The organism is Streptomyces sp. NPDC051555, from assembly GCF_044454405.1.
Taxonomy (GTDB): domain Bacteria; phylum Actinomycetota; class Actinomycetes; order Streptomycetales; family Streptomycetaceae; genus Streptomyces.
In genome coordinates this window covers 318,407-339,803 of the sequence record NZ_JBITDP010000001.1, presented here as the reverse complement: position 1 = coordinate 339,803, position 21,397 = coordinate 318,407, and the positions used below count along the sequence as shown (strand labels likewise).

Annotated in this window: 18 protein-coding genes and 1 pseudogene; 6 read left to right on the top strand and 13 right to left on the bottom strand. The window is 73.6% G+C overall.

All coding sequences use genetic code 11. From position 1 onward, the window contains the following. Positions 1-6 precede the first annotated feature (6 nt). Positions 7-1,299, bottom strand: coding sequence for a DUF6777 domain-containing protein (locus tag ACIBEA_RS01375; RefSeq protein WP_399256658.1), 1,293 nt, complete (start codon positions 1,297-1,299; stop codon positions 7-9). A gap of 224 nt (positions 1,300-1,523) precedes the next feature. Here ACIBEA_RS01375 and ACIBEA_RS01370 point away from each other — a divergent pair, with 224 nt between their 5' ends. The 3 genes from ACIBEA_RS01370 to ACIBEA_RS01360 are packed head-to-tail and all read left to right on the top strand — an operon-like array spanning position 1,524 to position 4,395. Then, positions 1,524-2,345 carry a YndJ family protein gene (locus ACIBEA_RS01370; RefSeq protein WP_399256656.1) on the top strand — a complete coding sequence of 274 codons (822 nt, stop codon included), beginning with the start codon at positions 1,524-1,526 and terminating at the stop codon, positions 2,343-2,345. Next, positions 2,342-2,905, top strand: coding sequence for a DUF1990 family protein (locus ACIBEA_RS01365; protein WP_399256654.1), 564 nt, complete (start codon positions 2,342-2,344; stop codon positions 2,903-2,905). Before ACIBEA_RS01370 ends, ACIBEA_RS01365 begins: the two co-directional genes overlap by 4 nt. An 11-nt stretch (positions 2,906-2,916) precedes the next feature. Continuing rightward, a complete protein-coding gene (locus ACIBEA_RS01360; RefSeq protein ID WP_399256652.1) occupies positions 2,917-4,395 on the top strand; it encodes a lipase maturation factor family protein in 1,479 nt (492 codons plus the stop codon). Here the strand turns inward: ACIBEA_RS01360 and ACIBEA_RS01355 are convergent. The 3 genes from ACIBEA_RS01355 to ACIBEA_RS01345 form a co-directional block, all read right to left on the bottom strand. Continuing rightward, positions 4,384-5,367, bottom strand: coding sequence for an NAD-dependent epimerase/dehydratase family protein (locus ACIBEA_RS01355; RefSeq protein ID WP_399256650.1), 984 nt, complete (start codon positions 5,365-5,367; stop codon positions 4,384-4,386). The genes ACIBEA_RS01360 and ACIBEA_RS01355 overlap by 12 nt on opposite strands. A gap of 217 nt (positions 5,368-5,584) precedes the next feature. Next, positions 5,585-5,761: a hypothetical protein gene (locus ACIBEA_RS01350; protein ID WP_399256648.1), complete on the bottom strand. Its 177-nt coding sequence runs from the start codon at positions 5,759-5,761 to the stop codon at positions 5,585-5,587. 363 nt (positions 5,762-6,124) lie between these two features. Next, positions 6,125-7,588, bottom strand: a complete 1,464-nt coding sequence (locus ACIBEA_RS01345) for an SDR family NAD(P)-dependent oxidoreductase (RefSeq protein ID WP_399256646.1) — start codon at positions 7,586-7,588, stop codon at positions 6,125-6,127. 313 nt (positions 7,589-7,901) lie between these two features. Between ACIBEA_RS01345 and ACIBEA_RS01340 the strand changes: the two are divergent. Continuing rightward, a pseudogene (locus ACIBEA_RS01340) lies at positions 7,902-8,645 on the top strand (DMT family transporter); the annotation flags it as partial. 126 nt (positions 8,646-8,771) lie between these two features. Here the strand turns inward: ACIBEA_RS01340 and ACIBEA_RS01335 are convergent. After that, positions 8,772-10,079 carry a transglycosylase family protein gene (locus tag ACIBEA_RS01335; protein WP_399256644.1) on the bottom strand — a complete coding sequence of 436 codons (1,308 nt, stop codon included), beginning with the start codon at positions 10,077-10,079 and terminating at the stop codon, positions 8,772-8,774. Between the two features lie 235 nt (positions 10,080-10,314). Between ACIBEA_RS01335 and gndA the strand changes: the two genes are divergently transcribed. Further along, positions 10,315-11,757, top strand: coding sequence for an NADP-dependent phosphogluconate dehydrogenase (gene gndA / locus ACIBEA_RS01330; protein ID WP_399256642.1), 1,443 nt, complete (start codon positions 10,315-10,317; stop codon positions 11,755-11,757). 123 nt (positions 11,758-11,880) lie between these two features. On the opposite strand, the gene ACIBEA_RS01325 is transcribed toward gndA, so the two are convergent. From ACIBEA_RS01325 to panD, 4 genes are read right to left on the bottom strand one after another with little or no spacing between them, the layout of a single operon-like run. Further along, positions 11,881-12,168, bottom strand: a complete 288-nt coding sequence (locus ACIBEA_RS01325; RefSeq protein ID WP_399256640.1) for a hypothetical protein — start codon at positions 12,166-12,168, stop codon at positions 11,881-11,883. A gap of 28 nt (positions 12,169-12,196) precedes the next feature. Then, positions 12,197-12,883 (bottom strand): aspartate/glutamate racemase family protein, encoded by a 687-nt coding sequence (locus tag ACIBEA_RS01320; protein ID WP_399256639.1) that lies wholly within the window; start codon positions 12,881-12,883, stop codon positions 12,197-12,199. Continuing rightward, positions 12,880-13,233: a GNAT family N-acetyltransferase gene (locus tag ACIBEA_RS01315; RefSeq protein ID WP_399256637.1), complete on the bottom strand. Its 354-nt coding sequence runs from the start codon at positions 13,231-13,233 to the stop codon at positions 12,880-12,882. The genes ACIBEA_RS01320 and ACIBEA_RS01315 overlap by 4 nt, the downstream gene beginning before the upstream one ends. A 57-nt stretch (positions 13,234-13,290) precedes the next feature. Next, positions 13,291-13,710 carry an aspartate 1-decarboxylase gene (panD, locus tag ACIBEA_RS01310; RefSeq protein ID WP_399256635.1) on the bottom strand — a complete coding sequence of 140 codons (420 nt, stop codon included), beginning with the start codon at positions 13,708-13,710 and terminating at the stop codon, positions 13,291-13,293. Between the two features lie 302 nt (positions 13,711-14,012). Here panD and ACIBEA_RS01305 point away from each other — a divergent pair, with 302 nt between their 5' ends. Continuing rightward, positions 14,013-14,768, top strand: coding sequence for a methyltransferase domain-containing protein (locus tag ACIBEA_RS01305; protein ID WP_399256633.1), 756 nt, complete (start codon positions 14,013-14,015; stop codon positions 14,766-14,768). Between the two features lie 45 nt (positions 14,769-14,813). On the opposite strand, the gene ACIBEA_RS01300 is transcribed toward ACIBEA_RS01305, so the two are convergent. The 4 genes from ACIBEA_RS01300 to ACIBEA_RS01285 form a co-directional block, all read right to left on the bottom strand. Then, positions 14,814-15,470, bottom strand: coding sequence for a hypothetical protein (locus tag ACIBEA_RS01300; protein ID WP_399256631.1), 657 nt, complete (start codon positions 15,468-15,470; stop codon positions 14,814-14,816). Between the two features lie 230 nt (positions 15,471-15,700). Then, positions 15,701-16,654, bottom strand: a complete 954-nt coding sequence (locus tag ACIBEA_RS01295; RefSeq protein ID WP_399256629.1) for an SDR family oxidoreductase — start codon at positions 16,652-16,654, stop codon at positions 15,701-15,703. Between the two features lie 61 nt (positions 16,655-16,715). Next, the gene (locus tag ACIBEA_RS01290) at positions 16,716-17,303 is read right to left on the bottom strand and encodes a TetR/AcrR family transcriptional regulator (RefSeq protein WP_399256627.1); all 588 of its coding nucleotides are present in this window, start codon (positions 17,301-17,303) and stop codon (positions 16,716-16,718) included. Positions 17,304-17,382: 79 nt separating this feature from the next. After that, the gene (locus tag ACIBEA_RS01285; protein WP_399256625.1) at positions 17,383-21,369 is read right to left on the bottom strand and encodes a hypothetical protein; all 3,987 of its coding nucleotides are present in this window, start codon (positions 21,367-21,369) and stop codon (positions 17,383-17,385) included. Between the last annotated feature and the right edge of the window lie 28 nt (positions 21,370-21,397).

The window sequence follows — 21,397 nt, the reverse complement described above, 5'->3', positions numbered from 1 at the left end:
AGCGGGTCAGACGCTCTCCAATGAGTAACCCGGGTCCGGGGTGAAGTGCTGACCCGGCACGGCGTAGGGGTCGGTGGGGTCGTCCGGGGCGTAGGGGTCGGTGGGCGCGTAGGGGTCGTACGGGCTCAGGCTGGGCCCGTCAGGGGTGGGCGGCAGGTCCGGGGGAAGGTCGCCGGGCGTTTCGCCCATCGGTGGAACGGTGGGCGGCGCGGGCGGGTTCGGCGGCTCGGGCGGGCGGGGCCGGCTCGGGGTGTTCGGTGCGGTGTCCCGGGCCGGGGGCGGGGCCGTGGCGGATCCGGACGGCGGGCAGTCCGGCGCGTCGGGCGGAGGCGGGACGGCGGCCCGCGGCGAGGACGGAGCCTTCGGCGGGGTGGTGCGGGCCAGGCTGTTGGGGTCCCGGGTGACGCAGGGCGGTGACGGGGTCGGGGGCTCCGACGGGTCCGTCCGGTCGGTGGAGGGGATGCCGTCCGCCGGGTCCTGCGCGGGCGGCACCGCGGGACTCTTGTCCTGGGCTCCGTCGTCGCCGGCCTTGCGCTCGATCCAGGTGTTGTCGCCGATGTTCGCGATGACGAGGCTGTTGATGACCTGGACGGTCGGTTCGATGACGATGACCTGGTGGGGGTCGTAGCCGGGCCAGGGGTCGCCCTTGAAGACGGGGTCGCCGCTCGCGGCGCGCGGGGACTGGAGCGGGTTCCCGCAGGCGCAGCGGACCCGGGGCGTGCCGTGGTCGTCGACGAGGACCGCGGTGCCGGCCTGGAGGACGGACTGGAAGCCGGTGGCGCGGCCGTCCTTGAAGCCGTGGCCGGTCACCCGGGTGTCGGCGCGCAGCACGACCGGGGTCAGGCCGCGCAGGAACTCGGGGAGCTTCGCCCGTTCGATGCCGGCGGCCTCGGCGAAGGCCTTCGCCTTGGCGCCGTCGGAGGCGAGGTGGCCGACCTGGCGTTCGACGTCGCAGCTGCCGAGTCGCTGGGTGCCGCCGTAGAGGCCGGGGGTGGCGCCGCCGATGGTGCGGATGCCCTCGCCGGTGGCGTTGGGGGTGGGGGGTTGCAGCGGCGCGGATTCCGCCGTCGCGGTGGAGGGGTTGAAGGGATCGGGGCCCGCCACGGCGACCGGCTGGAGCAGGACGTCCTGGCTCTCCGGGGCGGCCGCGGGTGCGCGCGAGCCGTCCCCCGGGCCGCCGCAGGCCGCGGCGAGCAGCCCGAGCGCGGCGAGGAGGGCGGCGCCCGCCGTTGTGCGGCGGCGGGCCGGCTGCGGGGACGCCCGGCGCGGCGGAGGTTGCGGTACGTGCTGATCCGTCACGAGGTTCTCCCTGTTAGCCCCTGTTGCTCTCCTCTTGTCTGCCGCATGTCCGGGGGTGTCGCAAGCGGAGCGTCACCGTGGAGTACCGGTGGTGACGGGTGGCGACACCGCGTCGCGGAGCGGATCCCCGACTCTCTTGAACATGTTCAAGAGACCCTCTAGGCTCACACCGCGAGTTGAACGCGTTCAAGGTGTTCGACCGCACGGGGGGAGGGCGGTCCACGGTGACGGTACTGGTCAATTGCATCGTCACCCTGGGCATGCTCTACGTCGTCCCGGCCGGACTGCGCCTGATCGACCCGGCCCGGCTGCGCGGGACCGCCCGGCTGTGGCCCCTGCTCGCCGCGCCCGGCGCCCTCTGCCTCTGGTTGCCCCGCGGCGCGCTCGCGGGCTCCCTCGCCGTCCTCTACGCGGGCGCCACGCTGGTGCTCGCCCTGCACGCACCGGCCCGGCTGCTGCGCACCCGCTCGCTCGCCCCGCCCGAGATCGCGGTGCTCACCGCGCTCGTCACCCCCTCGGTCGCCGGGCTCGCGCTGGTCGCCGAACGCACCGGGCACCGGCTCTTCGGCTTCGACCTGGAGATCCTGGCCCTGACGGTCCCGCACTTCCACTTCGCCGGATTCGCCGCGGCCCTGGTCGCCGGGCTGGTGTGCCGGGGCGGCGGGCCCGGACCCTGGGGGCGCTGGGCGGCGTACAGCGTGCCGGGCGGGACCTCGCTGGTGCTCGCCGGGTACTTCGTCGACGACTGGGCGGAGCTCGCGGGGGCCGTCGTACTCACCTCGGGGATGTGGGCGGTGGCCCTCTTGACCTGGCGGGAGATCCGGCCCGGCGCACCCGACCGGGGTACCGCGGCGCTGCTCGCCGGCTCGGCCGGCGTGCTGGTCCTCACCATGCTGCTCGCCCTGTGGTGGGCGCTGGGCGAGGCGAGCGGACTGCCGCACCCCACCTTGACCTGGATGGCCGCGACCCACGGCCTCGGAAACGCCCTCGGCTTCGCACTGTGCTCGGTGCTGGCCTGGCGCCGCCTGGAGGAGAACGCGTCATGACCCGCATCATCAGCGAGGGCGCCCACCGGCCGCGGCCCACGGCCACCCGGACCGGCGCGCTGACCTACCCCGACCGCGGGGCGACCCGGCTGCGCCCGCTGCCCGCGGGGTACCACCACCTGGACCACCGGGCCCTGATCGGCCGCGGCAGGGACGTCTTCGAAGCGGCCGGCGCCGCCGTCACCACCTTCGACCTGCACCGGGCGACCGGGATGCGGATCCGCGCCGACCACGGGGCCGTGCGGCCGGGCGGCCGCGTCGAGGTCGGGATCGGCTTCGGGCCGCTGCGCGTCACCGCGCCCTGCGAGGTGATCTGGACGGCCTACGAACCCGGCCGGGCGGGCTTCGCCTACGGGACGCTCGACGGGCATCCCGAATGCGGTGAGGAATCGTTCCTGGTGGAACTGGCCGAGGACGGCCGCGTCTGGTTCTCGGTCACCGCCTTCAGCCGGCCGGGCGCCTGGTACACCCGCCTCGCCGGTCCGCTCGTCCCGCCGCTCCAGCTCGGCTACGCCCGGCTGCTCGGCCGCACCCTGCGCGCCCTGGTCGCCCGCGGCTGATACTGGAGGCGATGGACTGGTTCACGTCGCCCGGCTACTGGCTCGGCCGGCTGGTCTTCCAGCGGGCCCTGGCGGGCGTCTACGTCCTCGCCTTCGCCGGGGCCGCCCTGCAGTTCCGGGCGCTGATCGGCGCCCACGGCATGCTCCCCGTCCCGCGCTACGTCCGCCACGTGCCGCTGCGCGCGGCGCCCAGCCTGTTCCGACTGCACTACTCCGACCGGCTCTTCGCGTGCTGCGCCTGGTTCGGGGCGGCGCTGGCCGCGGCACTCGCCGCGGGCGCGGGGGACGCCGTACCGCTGGGCGCGGCGATGGCGATGTGGGCGGTGCTGTGGGCGCTGTACCTGTCGATCGTGAACGTCGGGCAGACCTGGTACGCCTTCGGCTGGGAATCGCTGCTGCTGGAGGTGGGGTTCCTCGCGGTGTTCCTCGGCAACGCCCGGGTGGGGCCGCCGGTGCTCGTGCTGTGGTTGCTGCGCTGGGTGGTCTTCCGGGTGGAGTTCGGGGCGGGGCTGATCAAGATGCGCGGCGATCCGTGCTGGCGGCGGCTGACCTGCCTGTACTTCCACCACGAGACGCAGCCGATGCCGGGGCCGCTGAGCTGGTTCTTCCACCGGCTGCCGCGGCCGGTGCACCGGGTGGAGTGCGCCGCCAACCACGTCATCCAACTACTCGTGCCGGTGCTGCTGTTCACCCCGCAGCCGGTGGCGTCCGTGGCCGCCGGGGTGATCGCCGGGACCCAGCTGTGGCTCGTCCTGTCGGGGAACTTCGCCTGGCTGAACTGGCTGACGATCGCGCTCGCGCTCTCCGCCGTCGACTTCACCGCGCTCGCGGGCCCGCCGCCCGCCGCCGCGGCGCGCGCGGGACCGCTCTGGTACGTGGTGGCGGTGTGCGCGCTGACCGCGCTGGTGCTGCTGCTCAGCCGGCATCCGGTCCGCAACCTGCTCTCGCGGCGCCAGGTGATGAACCGCTCCTTCGACGCGCTCCACCTGGTCAACACCTACGGGGCGTTCGGGACCGTCGGGCGGATCAGGGACGAGGTGGTGGTGGAGGGGACCGCGGATCCCGCCCCGCACCGGTACGGCGCGTGGCGGGAGTACGGCTTCAAGGGCAAGCCGGGGCGACCGGACCGGATGCCGCGCCAGTTCGCGCCGTACCACCTGCGGCTGGACTGGCTGATGTGGTTCGCGGCGCTCTCGCCCGGCTACGCGCGCGACTGGTTCGGTCCCTTCGTGGAACGGCTGTTGACCGGCGACCGCGACACCCTGCGGCTGCTCGCCCACAACCCCTTCCCGGACGCGCCGCCCCGCTACGTCCGGGCCCGGCTGTACCGCTACCGCTTCAGCACCCGGCGGGAACTGCGCGCGACGGGTGCGTGGTGGCAGCGCCGCCTCCTGCGCGAGTACCTGCCGCCCACCCGGCTCTCCGGGCCGGGCCCGGGGACGCGCACGGAGCACGGTCCGGGCCCGGCGGAGCACGGGTCAGGCCAGTAGGGCCGCCTCCCGCTCCGCACTGAGGCCCTTCGACGACCGGTCCGGACGCTGCGGGGCCACTCCGCCGATCCCCTGGAGCCAGCTCCAGGTATCGGCCACGGTCTCCTCGACCGGACGGCACACCAGACCGGTGGCCAGGGCCTTGGAGACATCGCCGCGGAACATGTAGTCGTACAGCTCGCCCTCCGGCAGCCACACGGGCAGCTCGGTCCACGGCTGCACCCCGGCCTCCTCGATCGCCTCCGGAGCGGTCCACCGCAGCTCCGCGCCGCCGCCCGTGACGGCCGCGACGGAGTCGAGGAAGGCGCCCATGGTGGCGTGTCCGAGCGGCGAGGCGAGGTTGTACGCTCCCCCGCGCCCGTCCCGCGCCGCGTCGAGGGTCCAGCGCGCGAGGTCGCGCACGTCGACGTACTGGAGTCGCAGGTCGCGCGGTCCAGGGGCCAGCATCGGGCCGCCGCGCGCCGCACGACCCAGCCACCAGGGCAGCCGCCCGACGTTCTCGTAGGGCCCGAGGATCAGGCCGGCGCGCACCAGCAGGGCGTGCTCCTCGCCGAAGGCGGCGAGGGCGGCCAGCTCGCCGCCGCGCTTGTCCTCGGCGTAGCCCACCGCCTCGGCGTCGGGCGAGCCCTCGACCACCGGGGCGTCCTCGCCCAGGCCGGGCGGCGAGGGGTAGGCGTAGACGGAACGGCTGGATATGTACGCGTAGTGCCCGACCCGGCCGTGCAGCAGTCGCGCGGTGTCGCGGACGGCGACGGGGGCGCCGCTCCAGGTGTCGACGACGAGGTCCCACTCCCCCTCGGCGAGGGCCGCGAGCCCGCCGGGGGCGGTGCGGTCCCCGTGGAGGGAGTCGACCCCGGGCGGCGGGTCGTGCCGGCCGCGGTGGAAGACGGTGACGTTCCAGCCCCGCTTCAGCGCGTCCTCGGTGATCGCCCGGCCCACGAATTCGGTCCCGCCCAGCATCAGCAGCTTCATGCCGCCAGCCTGCCCCGCGGTCCGGGCCGCGGGAAGCGGTGATCGCCGTCAGCGATCACGCTGTCGGCGTACATCGGGTCGGGACGCACATGGGCGCACATCGGGACGTACATCGGCCTACATCGCCGCACGCGCACCCGCGCCCCCGCCGCCGGATCGGCGCGGAGACGCGGGTGTGGGGCGGAGCGGCCACCGGTACGGGCCGGGGCCGGGACGGTCAGTCGATGCCGGGCAGGATGTGCGGTTCCGCCAGGTCCTCTTCGTATCCGGCGAGCCGGATCGGTGCGGACCGGGCCCACACTTCCAGGCTCCCCAGCTCATCCGAGCGGTTGCGGGAGCGATGCTCCGTCCGCTCCGTCACCCCGTGGTCACGCTTGGTCAGTTCAGGTGTCACCGCGCACTCCTTTGTGTCGCGTAACCCGGCGGGCGTACCGCTGCCGGGCAGGAATAAGGACATCCGGACGCGGTGGCGCCATGGTTCTCGATACGGAGCGTGGCCCTGGTGGGGCCGTCCGTGTGCCTCAGGGTACACATATGAGCGGGACCCCGCTCGATGGAAAGGTAAAATCCACTTTCGACCTCTTGATTTCGGCCGATGTTCAGGACTTCGCCCCCAGCGGGCCGACGAAGCGGGTATTGCGTCGCCGGCGGGGAGACGTCGGCAACGGCGGAAACGGCGGGCAGGAACGACGGACGGCCCCGTACGACCGGGTGCGGTCGTACGGGGCCGTCGGAGCGGGTCGGCCGGGGCGGGCGGCTACCAGTTGCCGGGCGCGTAGTCCTTGAGGAAGACGCCGAAGAGGTCCTCGCCGGCCTCGCCGCGGATGATCGGGTCGTAGACCCGGGCCGCGCCGTCGACCAGGTCGAGCGGGGCGTGGAAGCCCTCCTCCGCGAGGCGGACCTTGTCCGGATGCGGGCGCTCGTCCGTGATCCAGCCGGTGTCGACCGCGGTCATCAGGATCTGGTCGCTCTGGAACATCTCCTGGGCGCTGGTGCGCGTCAGCATGTTCAGCGCGGCCTTCGCCATGTTGGTGTGCGGGTGGCCGGCGCCCTTGTAGCCGCGCCCGAAGACGCCTTCCATCGCGGAGACGTTGACCACGTAGCGGCGCTCGGCGGCGGCCGCGGCCATCGCCGGGCGCAGCTTGCTGATCAGGATGAACGGCGCGGTGGAGTTGCACAGCTGGACTTCGAGCAGCTCGATCGGGTCCACCTCGGACACCGTCTGGATCCAGCTGTTCGTGTGGTGCAGGTCCGGGACCAGGCCGCCCGCGTCGATCGCGGTACCGGCGGCGATCCGCTCCAGCGAGGCCGAGCCGGAGACCAGGGCCAGCTCGGTGACGTCCTGGGCGGTGAGCTTCTCGCCGTGGCCGCTGGGCAGGGCGGCGACCCGGTCGACGGTGCCGCTGCCGAAGGTGCCGATGACCTCGGAGGCGGGCAGTTCGCCGGCGGGCAGCGGGGCGTTCTCGGCGGCGACCAGCTCGCTGTACGCGCCCGGGGAACGGCGCACCGTCTGCGCGGCGTTGTTGATCAGGATGTCGAGGGGGCCCTCGGCGGCGACCGAATCGGCGAGCGCGACGACCTGGGCCGGGTCGCGCAGGTCGATGCCGACGATCTTCAGGCGGTGCAGCCACTCGTGGCTGTCGGGCATCGCCTTGAAGCGGCGGACCGCGTCGTTCGGGAAGCGGGTGGTGATGGTGGTGTGCGCGCCGTCGCGCAGCAGCCGCAGTGCGATGTACATGCCGATCTTGGCGCGCCCGCCGGTGAGCAGGGCGCGACGGCCGGTGAGATCGGTCCGGGCGTCGCGGCGCTCGCGGTTGAAGGCGGCGCAGTCCTGGCAGAGCTGGTGGTAGAAGGCGTCGACCTCGACGTAGCGCGTCTTGCAGACGTAGCAGGAGCGCGGGCGCTGGAGTATGCCGGCGACCGGGCCCCTGGTGGCGGTGCTCAGGGCGTTGCCCTGGGTCTCGTCGTCGATGCGGTCGGCGGAGCCGGTCGCGGTGGCCTCGGTGACGGCCTTGTCGTTGGCGGTCTTGGAGGCGCGGCGGTCCTGGCGGCGGCGCTGCTTGACCGTGCGGTAGATACCGGCGGTCGCGCGGCGTACCGTGACGGCGTCGGGGTGGTCGACGTCGAGCTCGTCCAGCTCGTCGAGCACGGCGAGGCAGACGGCCAGGCGCTCGGGGTCGATGCCCGGGCCGTACGTCTGGATGTCTTCGGTCACCGTCATGGCCGTTGCCGTTCCTCGATCAAATCGTCCGCGTCCGCGTTTCGCGAACTCCCCAAAAGCAGAACTGTACGGATCCGACGCGCCCGGGACCAAACCGCTCCCGCCCGCCTCACGCGCAGCGGCCGGATCGTCACGTTATGTACGGAAGGGCGGTGTTCTCCGGCGGCAAGAGCCGTCATCCCGCTGGATGACGAACGGCTCTCACACGACCAGCGGACTACAGATTTGCTAGGCGTGTACTACTCCCGGAGTACAGGTGATCACCACCTGTGGAACGAGGAATACTCGAGCGGGACCAGGCATTGTGGCCACCATGAGTGCCCTAGCCCTGTCAGTCCTCCTCTGCTTGATCTCCGCGCTCGCCTACGCGGCCGGCGCGATCGTGCAGGAGCGGGTGGCGGAAAGCAGCCCCGGGCGGCCGTACGCGCCGCTCGCCCGGGGCGGCTGGTGGCTGGCCGTGGGGCTCAACGGGCTCGGCGCGCTGCTGCACGTGGTCGCGCTGGCGTACGGTCCGCTCAGCCTGGTCCAGCCGCTGGGCGCGCTCACCATCGTCTTCGCCCTGCCGATGGCCGCCGTCCTCGTCGGTCGCCGGGCGGGTGCGGCGGCCTGGCGCGGTGCGGTGCTGGCCACGGTGGGCCTGGCCGGACTGCTGGCCCTCACCGGGGGTGACGGACGGGACGGGCAGACCCTGTCGGGCGGTGAGCGCACCCTGCTGCTCCTGCTGACGGCCGGTGTGTCGGCGGCGCTGTTCCTGGCCGCCCGCCGGGTCCGGCGGGCGGTGCTGCGCAGCGTGCTGCTGGCGAGCGCGGCCGGTACCGCCTTCGGCATGGGCTCGGTCTTCACGAAGTCGGTGGCGGAAGGTTTCGAACAGGGCGCCGTGTTCGGCCAGGCCCCGCAGTTGGCCTCGATCGCCGCGCTCGCGGCGGCCGGGCTGGTGCTGTCCCAAGCGGCCTATCGGGGCGCCGGATTGACCGCGCCGTTGGCCACGGTGACCGTGGTCAACCCGGTGGTCGCGGCCAGCGTCGGCATCTCGCTGTTCGGCGAGGGCTTCCGCTTCGGCGCCCTCGGGACGCTCGGCGCGCTGGTGAGCGCCGCGGTCGCGGCGGTCGGCCTGGTGCTGCTCACGGCCGTACCGCCGCGCGTGCGGGTGTCGTCCGACGCCGGTGCCGCTTCCGCGGCGCCGTCAGATGTCGACTCCGTGCCCGCGCAGGTAGGCGAGCGGGTCGACGTCGGTGCCGTAGCCCGGCCCCGTCCGGATCTCGAAGTGCAGGTGTGGTCCGGTCGTGTTGCCGGTCGAGCCGGAGCGGCCGATCCGCGCTCCCCCGCTCACCTGCTGACCGGCCTTGACCCCGAGGGCCGACAGGTGCGCGTACTGCGAGTACCGGCCGTCGGTGTGCCGGATCACGACCTGGTAGCCGTAGGCGCCGGCCCAACCCGCCGAAACGACCTCTCCGGGGGCGACGGCCTTGACGGACGTGCCGGTCGCCACCGGGAAGTCGACGCCCGTGTGGTAGCCACTGGACCATGAGGAACCCGCGACGCGGTACGCCGTGCCCAGACCGGCGTCCACGGGTGCGGCGAAGCCGCCCGAAGCGGTGGCGGGCTTCGGCTTGGCCGCCGCAGGTTCGACGGGCTTGACCGGGTCGGCGGTGCGCGGCGGCTTCTCGGGCGAGGGCGTGGTCTTGGGCGTGGGTACGGGAGTCGGCTTGGGAGCGGGCGCCGGGGTGGCCGCGGGCGGTGGGACCGGGGGCTTGGGCGTGACCGGTGCGGCCGTGATCCGCAGGGTGAGCCGCTGGCCCGGGAAGATCAGGTCGGGGTCGCTCCCGACGGTGGCCCGGTTGGTCTCGTAGAGCGCCTGCCAGCCTCCCTCGACGTGCTGGCCCCGCGCGATCGCCGAGAGCGAGTCGCCCGGCGCGACGACGTACGGATTGGGCAGGACGGACGTGCCCGTCGGGGTGGGGCCGGCGCCGCTCTTGGCGGCGACCTGGGGCGCGGCGGCCTGCGCCGTGCCGGTCTGTCCCTTGCTGCCGGCCTGGGCCTTGTCCGTCTGCGCCTTGCCGGTCTGCGCGCCCTGCCCGGCCGGCGCCTTCGGGGTCACCGCGGGTGCGGCGCCGCCCCGGCTGAGGCCCGCCTCCTTGGAACAGACCGGCCAGGCCTGCGGTCCCTGGGAGCCCAGCACCTTCTCGGCGACCGCTATCTGCTGGTCCTTGGTGGCGAGGTCGGCGCGGGCGGCGTACGCCGTGCCGCCGAATGCCCGCCAGGTGCTCTGGCTGAACTGGAGTCCGCCGTAGTAGCCGTTGCCGGTGTTGATGTGCCAGTTGTTCGTGGACTCGCAGGCGGCGACCTTGTTCCACGTGTCGACGGTGGCGGCGTGGGCGGCGCCGGCACCGATGAAGGGCAGCGCGATCCCGGCGCCGCCCGCGGTCACCACCAACGAGGCCCGGTTGATGGTGCTTGGTTGGTACCGGCGGTGCCGGCCCCGTACGCCCATGGGAGCCCCCTTGAAGACATCAGGAACCGCACAACCTAACGCTGCCACCACGCCGTGACAAGGGGCGCAACAGGGCGCGCCGCAAGGGTGGTTGAGTGGATCTCAGCGTGTGGGAGATCCATTGGCGGGCACCGCGATGTAGCGTCGGCATCCTCCGTACCCGACGGGACCCGACAGGACCCGACAGGGCACTGGAGCACACCCCGGCACACCGAGGCACACCAGGAGCGCGACGATGAGCAGCACGGCCCAGATCGGCGTCACCGGGCTCGCGGTGATGGGCAGCAACCTCGCCCGGAACTTCGCCCGCAACGGCTACACCACCGCCGTCCACAACCGCACCGCCGCGAAGACCCGCGCCCTGGTCGAGGAGTTCGGCCACGAGGGCACCTTCATCGCCGCGGAGTCGGCGAAGGAGTTCGTCGACGCGCTGGAGCGCCCCCGGCGCCTCATCATCATGGTGAAGGCCGGCGATCCCACCGACGCCGTGATCCGCGAGTTCGCGCCGCTGCTGGAAGAGGGCGACGTCATCATCGACGGCGGCAACGCGCACTTCGAGGACACCCGGCGCCGCGAGCGCGAGCTGCGCGAGCAGGGCATCCACTTCGTCGGCGTGGGCATCTCCGGCGGCGAGGAGGGCGCGCTGCTCGGCCCGAGCATCATGCCCGGCGGCTCGCCGGAGTCGTGGGCGTCCCTCGGCCCGATGCTGGAGAAGATCTCCGCCAAGGCCGCGGACGGTACGCCGTGCACCTCGCACGTGGGTCCGGACGGCGCGGGCCACTTCGTGAAGATGGTCCACAACGGCATCGAGTACGCCGACATGCAGCTGATCGCGGAGGCGTACCACCTGCTGCGCGAGGTGGCCGGGTACTCCCCGGCCCGGATCGCGGAGACCTTCCGAGCGTGGAACCGGGGCCGCCTGGACTCCTACCTGATCGAGATCACGGCGGAGGTGCTGGCGCACACGGACGCGGCGACCGGTCGCCCGTACGTCGACGTCGTGGCCGACGCCGCCGAGCAGAAGGGCACCGGCCGCTGGACCGTGCAGATCGCCCTGGACCTCGGCGTCCCGGTGTCCGGGATCGCCGAGGCGGTCTTCGCGCGGGCCGTCTCGGGCCACGCGGACCTGCGCGCCGCGTCCCGCACGCTGGGCGGCCCGACGGCCTCGGCGCTGCCGGCGGACGAGGCCGACGCCTTCGCGGCCCGGGTCGAGCAGGCGCTGTACGCGTCCAAGATCGTCTCGTACACCCAGGGGTTCCACCAGATCCAGGCCGGCAGCGCGGAGTACGGCTGGGGCGTGGACCCGGGTGCGGTGGCCTCGCTGTGGCGGGGCGGCTGCATCATCCGGGCCGCGTTCCTGGACCGGATCCGGGCGGCGTACGACGCCCGGCCGGAGCTGCCGAGCCTGCTGGCCGACGCCCGGTTCGCCGAGGAGATCGGCGCCGCGCAGGACGACTGGCGCGAGGTCCTGGTCGCCGCCGTCCGCCAGGGCGTTCCGGTCCCGGCCTTCGCGGCCTCGCTGTCCTACTACGACGCGCTGCGCGCGGACCGCCTCCCGGCGGCCCTGACCCAGGGCCAGCGGGACTTCTTCGGTGCGCACACCTACCGGCGCACCGACCGCGAGGGCTCGTTCCACACCCTCTGGAGCGGCGACCGCTCCGAGGTCCGCACGGACTGACACCGCGGGCGCCGGCCGGCCGGCTCCACGCCGGCGGGCCGGTCCCCGTGCAGCCCGACGCCTCCCTGTGCTGCCCGGCGCCGCCGCGTGCGCGTCGGCCGCACGCGGGGCGGCCGCCGGGGTTCAGCTGAGGGGTCCGGGCTGCGGGAGCGGCGCGGGGCCCGGCGGCGGCGGGATGGGGTCGGGCTCGGGGACCGGTCCGGGTACGGGCGGCGCGGGCCGGGGCGGCGCGGGCACCGGGGTCGGCGCGGGCGGAGTCGGCGCGGGCGGGGTCGGCGCCGGGTCGGGAGCGCCGGGCTCGGGCACGCCCGGGTCGGGCCGGGGCGTGGGGAACGGATCCGGCAGCACCGGCTCGGGGACCGGGTCGGGCCACGCGGGGCCGGGGGGCGGGTTCGCTACGTTTCGCACCATGGGCCCCGCCTTCCCCCGATCCCGGGGGCTATGCCCGTCGGAGCGCACCCACCGCCGCCGCGAGGCCGACCGCGGGACTGGACAGCAACGGGATGCCCGTCGTGGCCCGGGCCACCGCGCCCGCCATCGACACCTGGGCCAGCACGATCACGTCCGCGTCGACCACCGCGTCCACCGCCCGGGCCACGAGCTCCAGGCACCCCGCGTCGTCACCCGCTTCGAAGCGCTCCCAGGCACCCGGCACCACCTGCGTCCGCGGGGACAGGGCCGCCGCACACCCCGGGCGTTCCCGTTCCAAGGTGTCGGCCTCCTCCCGGATCAGGGCCAGCGTCGGGGCGAGGGTGCTCTCCACGGTGGCCAGGACCGCGATGCGGGGGCCCGTACGGACGGCGGCCGCGGCCATCGGCCGGTCGACCCGCAGCACCGGGCGCCCGAGCACCGGCCCGAGCTCCTCCGCGACCGCCCCGATCGTCGAGCAGGTGCAGAGCACCGCGTCGTCCCCGCTCCCGCTCCCCGGCTCGGCCAGCAGGGCCTGGATCTCCCCGGCCACCGCCTCGGGACCCACCACGCGGGCCCTGGCCAGCAGCTCGGGCACGACGAGGTGCCGCAGCACCGTCCCCGGGTGGTGCAGGTCCCGCAGCGCGTCGAAGACGGGCACGTGCACCGGGGAGGTGTGCAGCAGCGTCAGCCCGACCGGGCCTCCCTGCCCGCTCACCAGAGCGTCGGATCGGTGTCCAGCTGCTGCTTCGCCGCCGCGACGACCTCGGCCGGCGGCTGCGGCGCCAGGTCGGGGTGACGGGCCGCCCAACTGGCCGCGTACGGGCAGAGCGGGACCACGGCGACGCCCTCGGCGGCCGCGATGCCGTAGAAGGTGCGGACGAGGTCCCCGGCGATCCCCTTGCCCTCGTGGCCCGGCTCGACCACGGTGTGCACGGCGACGAGGGCGCCCGCGCCCGGCTCCGAGGCGAGCACGAAGTAGGCGATCACGCCGACCCGCTCCGTCCCCTCATAGGCCCGCAGCCGCCCGGCGGCCCGGTCGTCCCTGATCTCGATCGCCATGCCCATCGCCTCTCGTCCTTCGTCCCTCGTACCCGATGTCTCGTCCCGGTCCTGCGACCGTCGTCAGACCGCGACCGCCTGCGGGCTGCGCCGCTGGTCCGTTCCCGGTACGGGGGCGGAGGGGTCCGCGCCCAGCTCGACGATCCGGTTGTCCGCGTCGACGTGCACCACGCGCGGCACGAAGGCCCGCGCCTCGGCGTCCTCGAACTGCCCGTAGCTGATGAGGATCACCAGGTCACCGGGGTGCACCAGATGGGCGGCGGCCCCGTTGATCCCGATCACCCCGGAACCGCGCTCGCCCTCGATGACGTAGGTCTCCAGCCGGGCGCCGTTGTCGATGTCGACGATGTGCACCAGCTCCCCGGGCAGCAGATCGGCCGCCTCCATGAGATCGCCGTCGATGGTCACGGACCCGACGTAGTGCAGATCGGCCTGGGTGACGGTGGCCCGGTGGATCTTGGACTTGAACATGGTGCGCATCATCGAGGTACTCCTGGATCTAGGCTCCCTGCCTGCGTTTTTGCAGGTCAAGTGCTGTTTCCCTACCCTACAACCCGTCGCGATTCCGGGCAGCTCCTCCCCGGTTGACGACGTCAGCGTACGCAACGACAACCGGAGGGCGTCCAGGGCCGTCGGCGCTGTGACCGGGGCCATGGCATGGGGTCCCCATCTTTTTCCGGAATGCCGCATTCACCCCCCTTGGCGGAGAGCGTCGGTGATGATGGTCGAGCAATGCTCGGATCCGGGGGCGACCCGGGAGGTCATGCCGAATGAGAGCAGCGGAAATGGCAACGGCAGCACTGAAGTCGGGCCTCAAACGGCTCCTGGGGCGCACCGGGTTCGACATCGTGCGCAGCACCAACAGCCGGGGCGGGGTCGATGACTTCCTGCCCTTCGAGGCGACCGTGCGGGCCGCGCGGTCGGCCGGTCTGTCGGTCGGTGACTACATCGACGAGGTCATGAACGGCACTCCCGGCGCCACCCAGGCCACCATCGACGAGCTGCGCGCGCTCGGCGTCTTCGCGGCCGACCCCAGGACGGTGCTGGAGATCGGCCCCGGGTCCGGCCGGTACCTGGAGAAGACGCTCAAGGAGTGCTCTCCGGACCGTTACGAGATCTACGAGACGGCGGCGCCCTGGGCCGGTTACCTCGTGGACAGGTTCGAGGTGGTCGCCCGGCCGACGGCGGAGTGCAGCCTCGCTCCGACGCCCGACGGGAGCGTCGACCTCGTCCAGGCCCACAAGGTCTTCAACACCGTGACCTTCCTCAGCGCTTCGCGCTACTTCCTCGAAATGGCGCGCGTCACGCGGCCCGGCGGCCGGATCGTCTTCGACGTCATGACGGAGACCTGTCTGGACCCGGCCACGATGCGCGCCTGGGCGGCGCAGGGTGGTGCGGGACACGACTCCTACCCGGCCGCGATGCCCCGCCGGGCGTGCGTGGACCTCTTCGCGAGCCTCGGCTGCACCTTGGAGGCCAGCTTCCCGGCCCGCATGGGCTTCGCCTCCACCGAGGTCCTCGTGTTCGGCAAGGGGGCCTGACCCCGGACCGTGCAACGGTCCGGGGTCCCGGCCGATGGCGTCCGGTCAGACCTTGCGGATGTTGTACGACATACCGCTGCCGACACACCCGGAGTTCTGGTACGAGCCGGTGACGACCCACCCTGCCGGGATCGGGGAGAAGGAGCACACGGAGGCGTAGCTCGCGGCGGACACGTTGCTGATGCTGTAGGCCACACCCGAACCGGCGCAACCAGCGCTCGAATACGAGCTCGTGACCACCCAACCCGCCGGAATCGGCGAGAACGAACACACCGTCGCGTAGTTCGCAGCCGACACGTTGCTGATGCTGTACGCCACACCCGAACCGGCACAACCAGCACTCGAATACGAGCTCGTGACCACCCAACCCGCCGGAATCGGCGAGAACGAACACACCGTCGCATACTTGGCCGCGGCCATGTTGCCGATGCTGTACGCGACGCCCGAGCCGGCGCAACCAGCGCTCGAATAGGAGCTGGTGACGACCCAGCCCGCCGGGATCGGGGAGAAGGAGCAGACGGTGATGGCGTTCTGCCCGGCCGAATCGGCGATGGTGTAGGCGACGCCTGTGCCGGGACAGCCGGCGGATCTGTACGAGCTGGTGATGACCCACCCTGCCGGTATGGGGGAGTTGGAGCAGACGGTCGCGCTGGCGGTGATCTTCTGCGCTGCCGCCTGCGACGGCGCGGTCATGGCGGTCATCACGCCCAGCATCAACAACACGACCGTCACCAGGTGCGGGACGCGGTTCCGTAAGGTCTTCAAGGCCTGCCTCATGTCTTCTCTACGTTCTACGAATGCGTGGATGCGTGGATGCGTGTGAGATGAGGCGGGGGCTCGATGAGGACTCGGCCCAACAGCGGTCCATCTCGGGTGAGATGGTGTCAGAGTCACCCGAGGGGCACCAGTGGTGCCATGGGTACCAGAACCGGTCAGAGTGCCTCGCCCAGGGGCCCGAATTCGTCCTCCAGGTTCGCGGCCCAGTGCGCGGCGAAGTCGGGCTGGGTGCCGTCGGCATCGGTGAACCCGTACTCCTGGTACAGGCCCCATGTCGCCAGCGCCCGACCTGACTTGGCCATGACGTGGGGGTCGGCGGCGAGTGCGGCGACCGCGCGGCCGAGGTAGGCGGGGCTTTCGGAGTGCGCGAAGTTCGGGTCCTGCGCCGCGCCCTCGCGCCAGGTGTCCTCGGTGACGCCCAGGTGTTCGAGCATGGCTTCGGAGCGCAGGAAGCCGGGGGTGAGGGCGACGGCCGCCACGTCGTACGGCCTCAGCTCGGCGGCTTGGGCGACGGCGAGGCGGATCACGCTCGACTTGGCCAGGTCGTAGAAGAAGGAGCCCCGGTAGCGGGCGGTGTTGCCGTCGGTGACCTCGACGACCAGCCCGCTCCTGCGGGCGGTCATCAGGGGCAGGGCGTAGCGACTGGTGATCACGTGCGTGTCGACGGCCTGCCGCAGGAGCCGGAAGCCGGCGTCGAGGTCCTGCTCCCACAAGGGGTGTTGCCAGTCGGTCAGCGGGTCACCGCCCCAGACGCAGTTGACCAGCACGTCGAGCCGCCCGTCCTGCTCGGCCGAGATGCGCGCCACGAGGGCCTCGACCTCGTCGGCCCGGCTGTGGTCCACCCGGGCCGCGATGCCCCTGCCGCCGGCGGCGGAGACCCGGGCGGCGGTCTCCTCGATGGTCTCCGGACGGTCCAGGTCGGAGCGTCCGGCGGCGCTGCTGCGACCGGTCACGTAGACGGTCGCGCCGGCGGCGCCGAGTGCGAGGGCGATCCCCCGCCCCCCGCCCCGGGTTCCACCGGCGACCAGGGCCACCCGACCCGTGAGCGGCTGCGTGTGCGTGCCCGTGCCCGTGCCCGTGCCCGTGTCCGTGTCCGTGTCCGTCGTCATGATTCCTCCAGGTGTGACGTCATGCGGCCGAACGTCATGCGGCCGAACGTGATGCGCCGGATCACGCCGGTACGTGCGGGGACAGCGCGGTGTCCAGCTCCTGCCGCAGGCGCTGCGCGAGGCCGCCCTCGCGCACGACCGCCCAGGTCACGCCGGTACCCGCGATGACGACCTGGACCGTGCGGGCCAAGGCCGCCGCGTCCGTGCCGGGGCGCAGCTCGCCCGCGGCGACCGCCTCCGTCAGCAGGCCGAGGATCGCCTCCGTCTGGGCGCGGTGGACCGTGAGCGCGCGCTCGTACAGCTCCGGGTCCCCGAGGTCGGCGCACCAGAACGCGAGGTGGTGGGCGAAGGTCTCGGGGGTGTCCATGGCCGCGGTCCACTCCGCGATCAGGGACGCCAACGCGTCGAGCGCACCTTCGTGCACCGCACGGACCCGGGCGATCAGCTCACCGATGTCCTCGACCGTCCGGTCGGCCAGGGCCACCAGCAGACCGCGCTTGGACCCGAAGCGTTGGGTCAGCGTCGCCGGCACCAGGGCGACCTCGCGCGCCACGGCGGCCAGCGTGAAGCCGGCCGGACCCACCCGACCCATGACCTGGGTCGCCGCGCGCAGGATCGCCAGGTCGTCCACCCCGCGGGGTCGCGCCATCGCCGTCACCCCCGATTAATAAATGGCTGTTCATTTATTAAAACAGTCAGATCCCGCACACCACAAGCGGCGCGGCGGATCAGGCGTCCAGGACGTCCCGCACCAAGGTGCGCAGGGCGTGGGCGTCCATGGCGGCGAGGTGGGCGACGAGCGCCGGGTCGAACGAGAGGGCCAGGGCCTCCGCCAGCAAGCGGGGCTCGCCCGTGGCGCGGGAGATCCCGCCGAGGGCGCGCGCCCGGTGCCCGGGGTGGGGCAGCGCACGGGCGAGGGCGAGGGCCTCGGACGTCAGGCCCGCTCCGGCGAGCGCCACGGCGATGTCCGTCCGCGTGGCCTCCCGCAGCTTCGGGGGGAGGTCGAGGACGGTGTCGAGCGCCGCGCTCGACTCCCCCGCCGTCGCCGCGGCGACGGCGATGCCGGCGAACGCCTCGGCCCGGTCGTCCTCGTCGGTGAGGGTGCGGGTGACTTCGGCCGCCGCTGCGCGGTCCCCGGACTCCGCCGTGGCCACGGCGACGACCGCGAGCGCCTCGGCCCGCAGTTCGGCATGGGGGATGGTGTCGACCAGCGCGAACGCCTCCTCCTGCTCCCCCGCCGCCGCCACGCACCGTGCGACGGACGCCAGGGTCCGGGCCTGGAGGACCGGAAGGGTGAGGGTGGCGACGTGCGCGACGGCCGCATCGCGATCCCCGGACTCCGCCAGCGCCACGGCGATGAGGGCGCGCGCCTCCTGCCGCCGGGTCGGGTGGGTGAGCGCACCGGCGAGCGCGAGGGCCTCATCGACCTTCCCCGATCCGGCCATCGCCGCCGCGATGCGTCCGGTGGCGCGGGCCCGCCAGGAGGGGACGGAGATCAGGCCGGTGAGGTCGACCGCCGCCTCGTGCCGTCCCTTCGCGGCCAGGGCCACGGCCACGTCCTCGAACGCCCGGGCCCGGGCGTCGGCATGGGTGATCGCGCCGGCGAGTTCGACCGCGGTGTCCGCCGCGTCGGCCGCGGCCAGTGCCCCGGCGACGTCCGTCAGCGCCCAGGCCCACTGCTCGTGGTCGGAGGCGGCACCGGCAGAGCCGAGGACGGACGCGACGAGACCCGTGGTGTCGAGTGCGACGGGGGGCTCGGCCGCGGCCGACGCGGCCACGGCGACCGCCAGGAGCCGCAGTTGGTGCGTGGCGGCGCTGCTGTGGGCCAGCCGCGCCGTCGTCTCGGCCAGCTGTTCGGCGGCGGCCGCGTTGCCCTCCTCGGCCATCGTCTCGGCCGTGCGCCCGAGCACGTTGAGGTCGGTGACCAGATCGGTCACGAGATCGGTGACGAGGTCGGTCACGAGATCGGTCACGAGATCGGTGACGAGGTCGGTCACGAGATCGGTCACGAGATCGGTCACGCGACCAGTCGCCTCCCGGCCCGCGTCGACCTCCCGGCCCGCGTCCACCTCCGCGACTTCCGCGACCTCCGCGCCTTCCGCGACCTCCGCCCCGTCGTGGCCGGTCCTGGCCGCGGCCATGACGATGCCCTCGTACGCACTGGCCCGGGCATCGGCGTCGGTGATCGAGCGGGCGAGCGCCACCGCTGCGCCGCGGTCCCCGTTCTCGGCCATCGCCCGGGCGATTCCCGTCAGCGCCCACGCCTGCTGTTCGGGTTCGGCGATGGATCGGGCCAACTCGACGGCCCCGTCCCGTTCCCGGGCCGCCGCCATCACCCTGGCGACCTCGGCGAGCGCCCACACCCGTTGTTCGGGGACGGCGACGGTACGGGCCAACTCGACGCCCTCCTGGTGGTTCCCCGCCGCCGCCATCGCCCGGGCGACCTCGGCGAGCGCCCACGCCCGCTGTTCCGGATCGGTGATGCCACGGGCCAACTCGCTTGCCTTGCGACCCTGTTCGCCGGACCCCGCCATGGCGACGGCAATGCCCCTGATCGCCTGCGCACGTTGTTCGGGATGGCCCAGGGTGTGGGCGAGCTCGACCGCGGGACCGTACGCCCCACCGTCCGCCATGATCACCGCGATGCCGGAGAGCGCCCGGCCCCGCTGTCCGGGATCGGTGATGGCTCCGGCGAGTTCGACGGCGCCGCCGTGGTCGCCCCCTTCCACCACGATCCACGCCACGACCATGAGCGCCGTCGCGCGGTGCTCGGAGTCCGGGATCGTACGGGCCAGCTCCGCCGCGCCGCCGTGGTCGCCCGATTCCGCCATCGCCCCGGCCACGCTGGTGAGGGCCTGGGCCCGGAGCACGGGGTGGACCACGCTGCGGGCGAGCCCGGTCGCGGGCCCGAACTCGCCGGCCGCGCACATGGCCACGACGATGCTCGTCACGGCTCGGGCCGACTGGTCGGGATCGGTGACGGACGAGGCCAGCCCGATCGCCTCGTCCCACCGGGAGCCGGCCGCCAGGGCCTGGGCGATCTCCGACAGCGCCCGCTCCCGCGCCTGCGGGGTGGTGAGGGCCCCGGCCGCCTCGATGACCTGCTCCGTCGCCTCCGCGGTGGTGCCGGCCGCGGTCAGGATGCTGCCCAGCAGGGTCTGTCCCGGCGCCAGGGGCGGGTGGCTCCGGTGCGTGGCGGCGGTGATCGCCCGGCGCAGGTGCCCCAGCCGGGCCCAGGTGGTGATGACGGTCGCGGGCAGGACGTCGGCCGTGTGCTGGAGGCTCTCGCGGCGGTGGGCGAGTCGGACGCAAGGGACGAGGTCGGGGTCGTCCGGGGCCGCGAGGTGGAGCTGGAACGCGGCGGCGATCTCGCTGAACGCCTGGCTGTCGGTACCGGTCGTCTGCCACAGGCGTTCGTGCCGGGCCCGGTCGGTGGCCAGCGCGGTCAGACGTGCGGTGTCCGCACGTTCGTGGAGCAGCCGGGGATACCCGCTCAGCAGGTAGTCGGCGCAGGCGGCCGGCCACGCGTCCTGTCGGGCCCGTTCGGCCCAGGCGTGGACGCGGGCCCGGTGGGCATCCAGCTCCGCGGGGTCGAGGAGGCCGCGGGCGCCGGTGAGGAGGTCCTGGTGGGCGAAGGAGTAGAGGGGCTCCACCCGGCCTTCGGCATCGGTGGCCCATTGGGCGGGCCGGTGCTGGAACGCCCGTCCGGTGCTGCCGCCGAGCACCAGCTCGACGCGTCGCCGCGAGGCGGTGGTCAGGTCGGCGAAGTCGGCGGGGCTCAGACCGCCGCCGGCGGCGGCCGTGAGGCCGACGAGTTCCAGGCCGAGGCCGCCGGAGGCGATGAGGGCCTCCAGGTTCCGTTCGGCATCGGCGCGCACCGCCTGCGCGGCGGGTGACACGGCGAGGGGGTGGTCGATGGCGGTCGTCAGGAGCGGGCCGGTCCGGACGTCGGCGGGGACCGGCGGGTGGGGGCGGCCGGCGAGGACGACCCGCATGCCGGGCGGCGGCACCTGCGGCAGGCAGGCCGCGATGCTCTGGCCGCCCACCGCGGTGGGGACGCCCATGTCCTCGTCCATGCCGTCCACGACCAGTACGAGCCGGCGCCCCGCGCCGCGGGCCCGGGCGGCCGCCCGGTCGAGGCCGTCGAGGAACCCGCCGGGGGCGGTGCAGTCGACGTCGCCGTCCTGGAGGTAGGTGCGCAACTGCCCCTGGAGGGTGGTGAGGAAGGCGGTGCGGTCCGCCCGGCCGGTCATCCGCGCGGTGATGAAGAAGGCGAGCACGTCGACGCCGTCGGGTGGATGGAGGGCGAACTGGGCCATGAGCGCGGTCTTCCCGGCCCAGGCAGGCCCCAGCCACCGCCAGTACCCGCGGAGCCCCGCCGCGCCGTCGCCGTCCTCGCCGTCGCCGTCCTCGCCTTCGCCGTCCTCGCCTTCGCCGTCGTCCCCGCCGTCGTGGTCCCCGCCGTCCGGCGCGCTGGCGAAGGCGGCCATGGCCGCGAGTTCCTCGACCCGGCCCTCGAAGCGGGTGACGGCCGCGAGGTGGCGGATCTCCCGCCAGTACGCCGACCTCGGCTGCGCGGGCTGCTGGCCGAGGACCACGTCGCCGTCGATCCGGATGCGGTTGCCGTCTCCGCTGACCCCCAGCCCGATCGCACCGCCGGCGGCGATCGCGTGCTCACCGCCCACCACCGGTACGTACGCCGGCGCCCCCGGCACCCCTTGCGTCCCCTTCGGCAGGATCGCT

Bases quoted from the DNA above. Each gene is read 5' to 3' on its own strand.
- ACIBEA_RS01355 (WP_399256650.1), bottom strand. From the start codon at position 5,367: ATGAAGCTGCTGATGCTGGGCGGGACCGAATTCGTGGGCCGGGCGATC.
- ACIBEA_RS01335 (WP_399256644.1), bottom strand. From the start codon at position 10,079: ATGGGCGTACGGGGCCGGCACCGCCGGTACCAACCAAGCACCATCAAC.
- panD (WP_399256635.1), bottom strand. From the start codon at position 13,710: ATGATGCGCACCATGTTCAAGTCCAAGATCCACCGGGCCACCGTCACC.
- ACIBEA_RS01365 (WP_399256654.1), top strand. From the start codon at position 2,342: ATGACCCGCATCATCAGCGAGGGCGCCCACCGGCCGCGGCCCACGGCC.
- ACIBEA_RS01295 (WP_399256629.1), bottom strand. From the start codon at position 16,654: ATGACGACGGACACGGACACGGACACGGGCACGGGCACGGGCACGGGC.
- ACIBEA_RS01325 (WP_399256640.1), bottom strand. From the start codon at position 12,168: ATGGTGCGAAACGTAGCGAACCCGCCCCCCGGCCCCGCGTGGCCCGAC.
- ACIBEA_RS01305 (WP_399256633.1), top strand. From the start codon at position 14,013: ATGGCAACGGCAGCACTGAAGTCGGGCCTCAAACGGCTCCTGGGGCGC.
- ACIBEA_RS01345 (WP_399256646.1), bottom strand. From the start codon at position 7,588: ATGACGGTGACCGAAGACATCCAGACGTACGGCCCGGGCATCGACCCC.
- ACIBEA_RS01360 (WP_399256652.1), top strand. From the start codon at position 2,917: ATGGACTGGTTCACGTCGCCCGGCTACTGGCTCGGCCGGCTGGTCTTC.
- ACIBEA_RS01315 (WP_399256637.1), bottom strand. From the start codon at position 13,233: ATGGGCATGGCGATCGAGATCAGGGACGACCGGGCCGCCGGGCGGCTG.
- ACIBEA_RS01300 (WP_399256631.1), bottom strand. From the start codon at position 15,470: ATGACCGCCATGACCGCGCCGTCGCAGGCGGCAGCGCAGAAGATCACC.
- gndA (WP_399256642.1), top strand. From the start codon at position 10,315: ATGAGCAGCACGGCCCAGATCGGCGTCACCGGGCTCGCGGTGATGGGC.
- ACIBEA_RS01290 (WP_399256627.1), bottom strand. From the start codon at position 17,303: ATGGCGCGACCCCGCGGGGTGGACGACCTGGCGATCCTGCGCGCGGCG.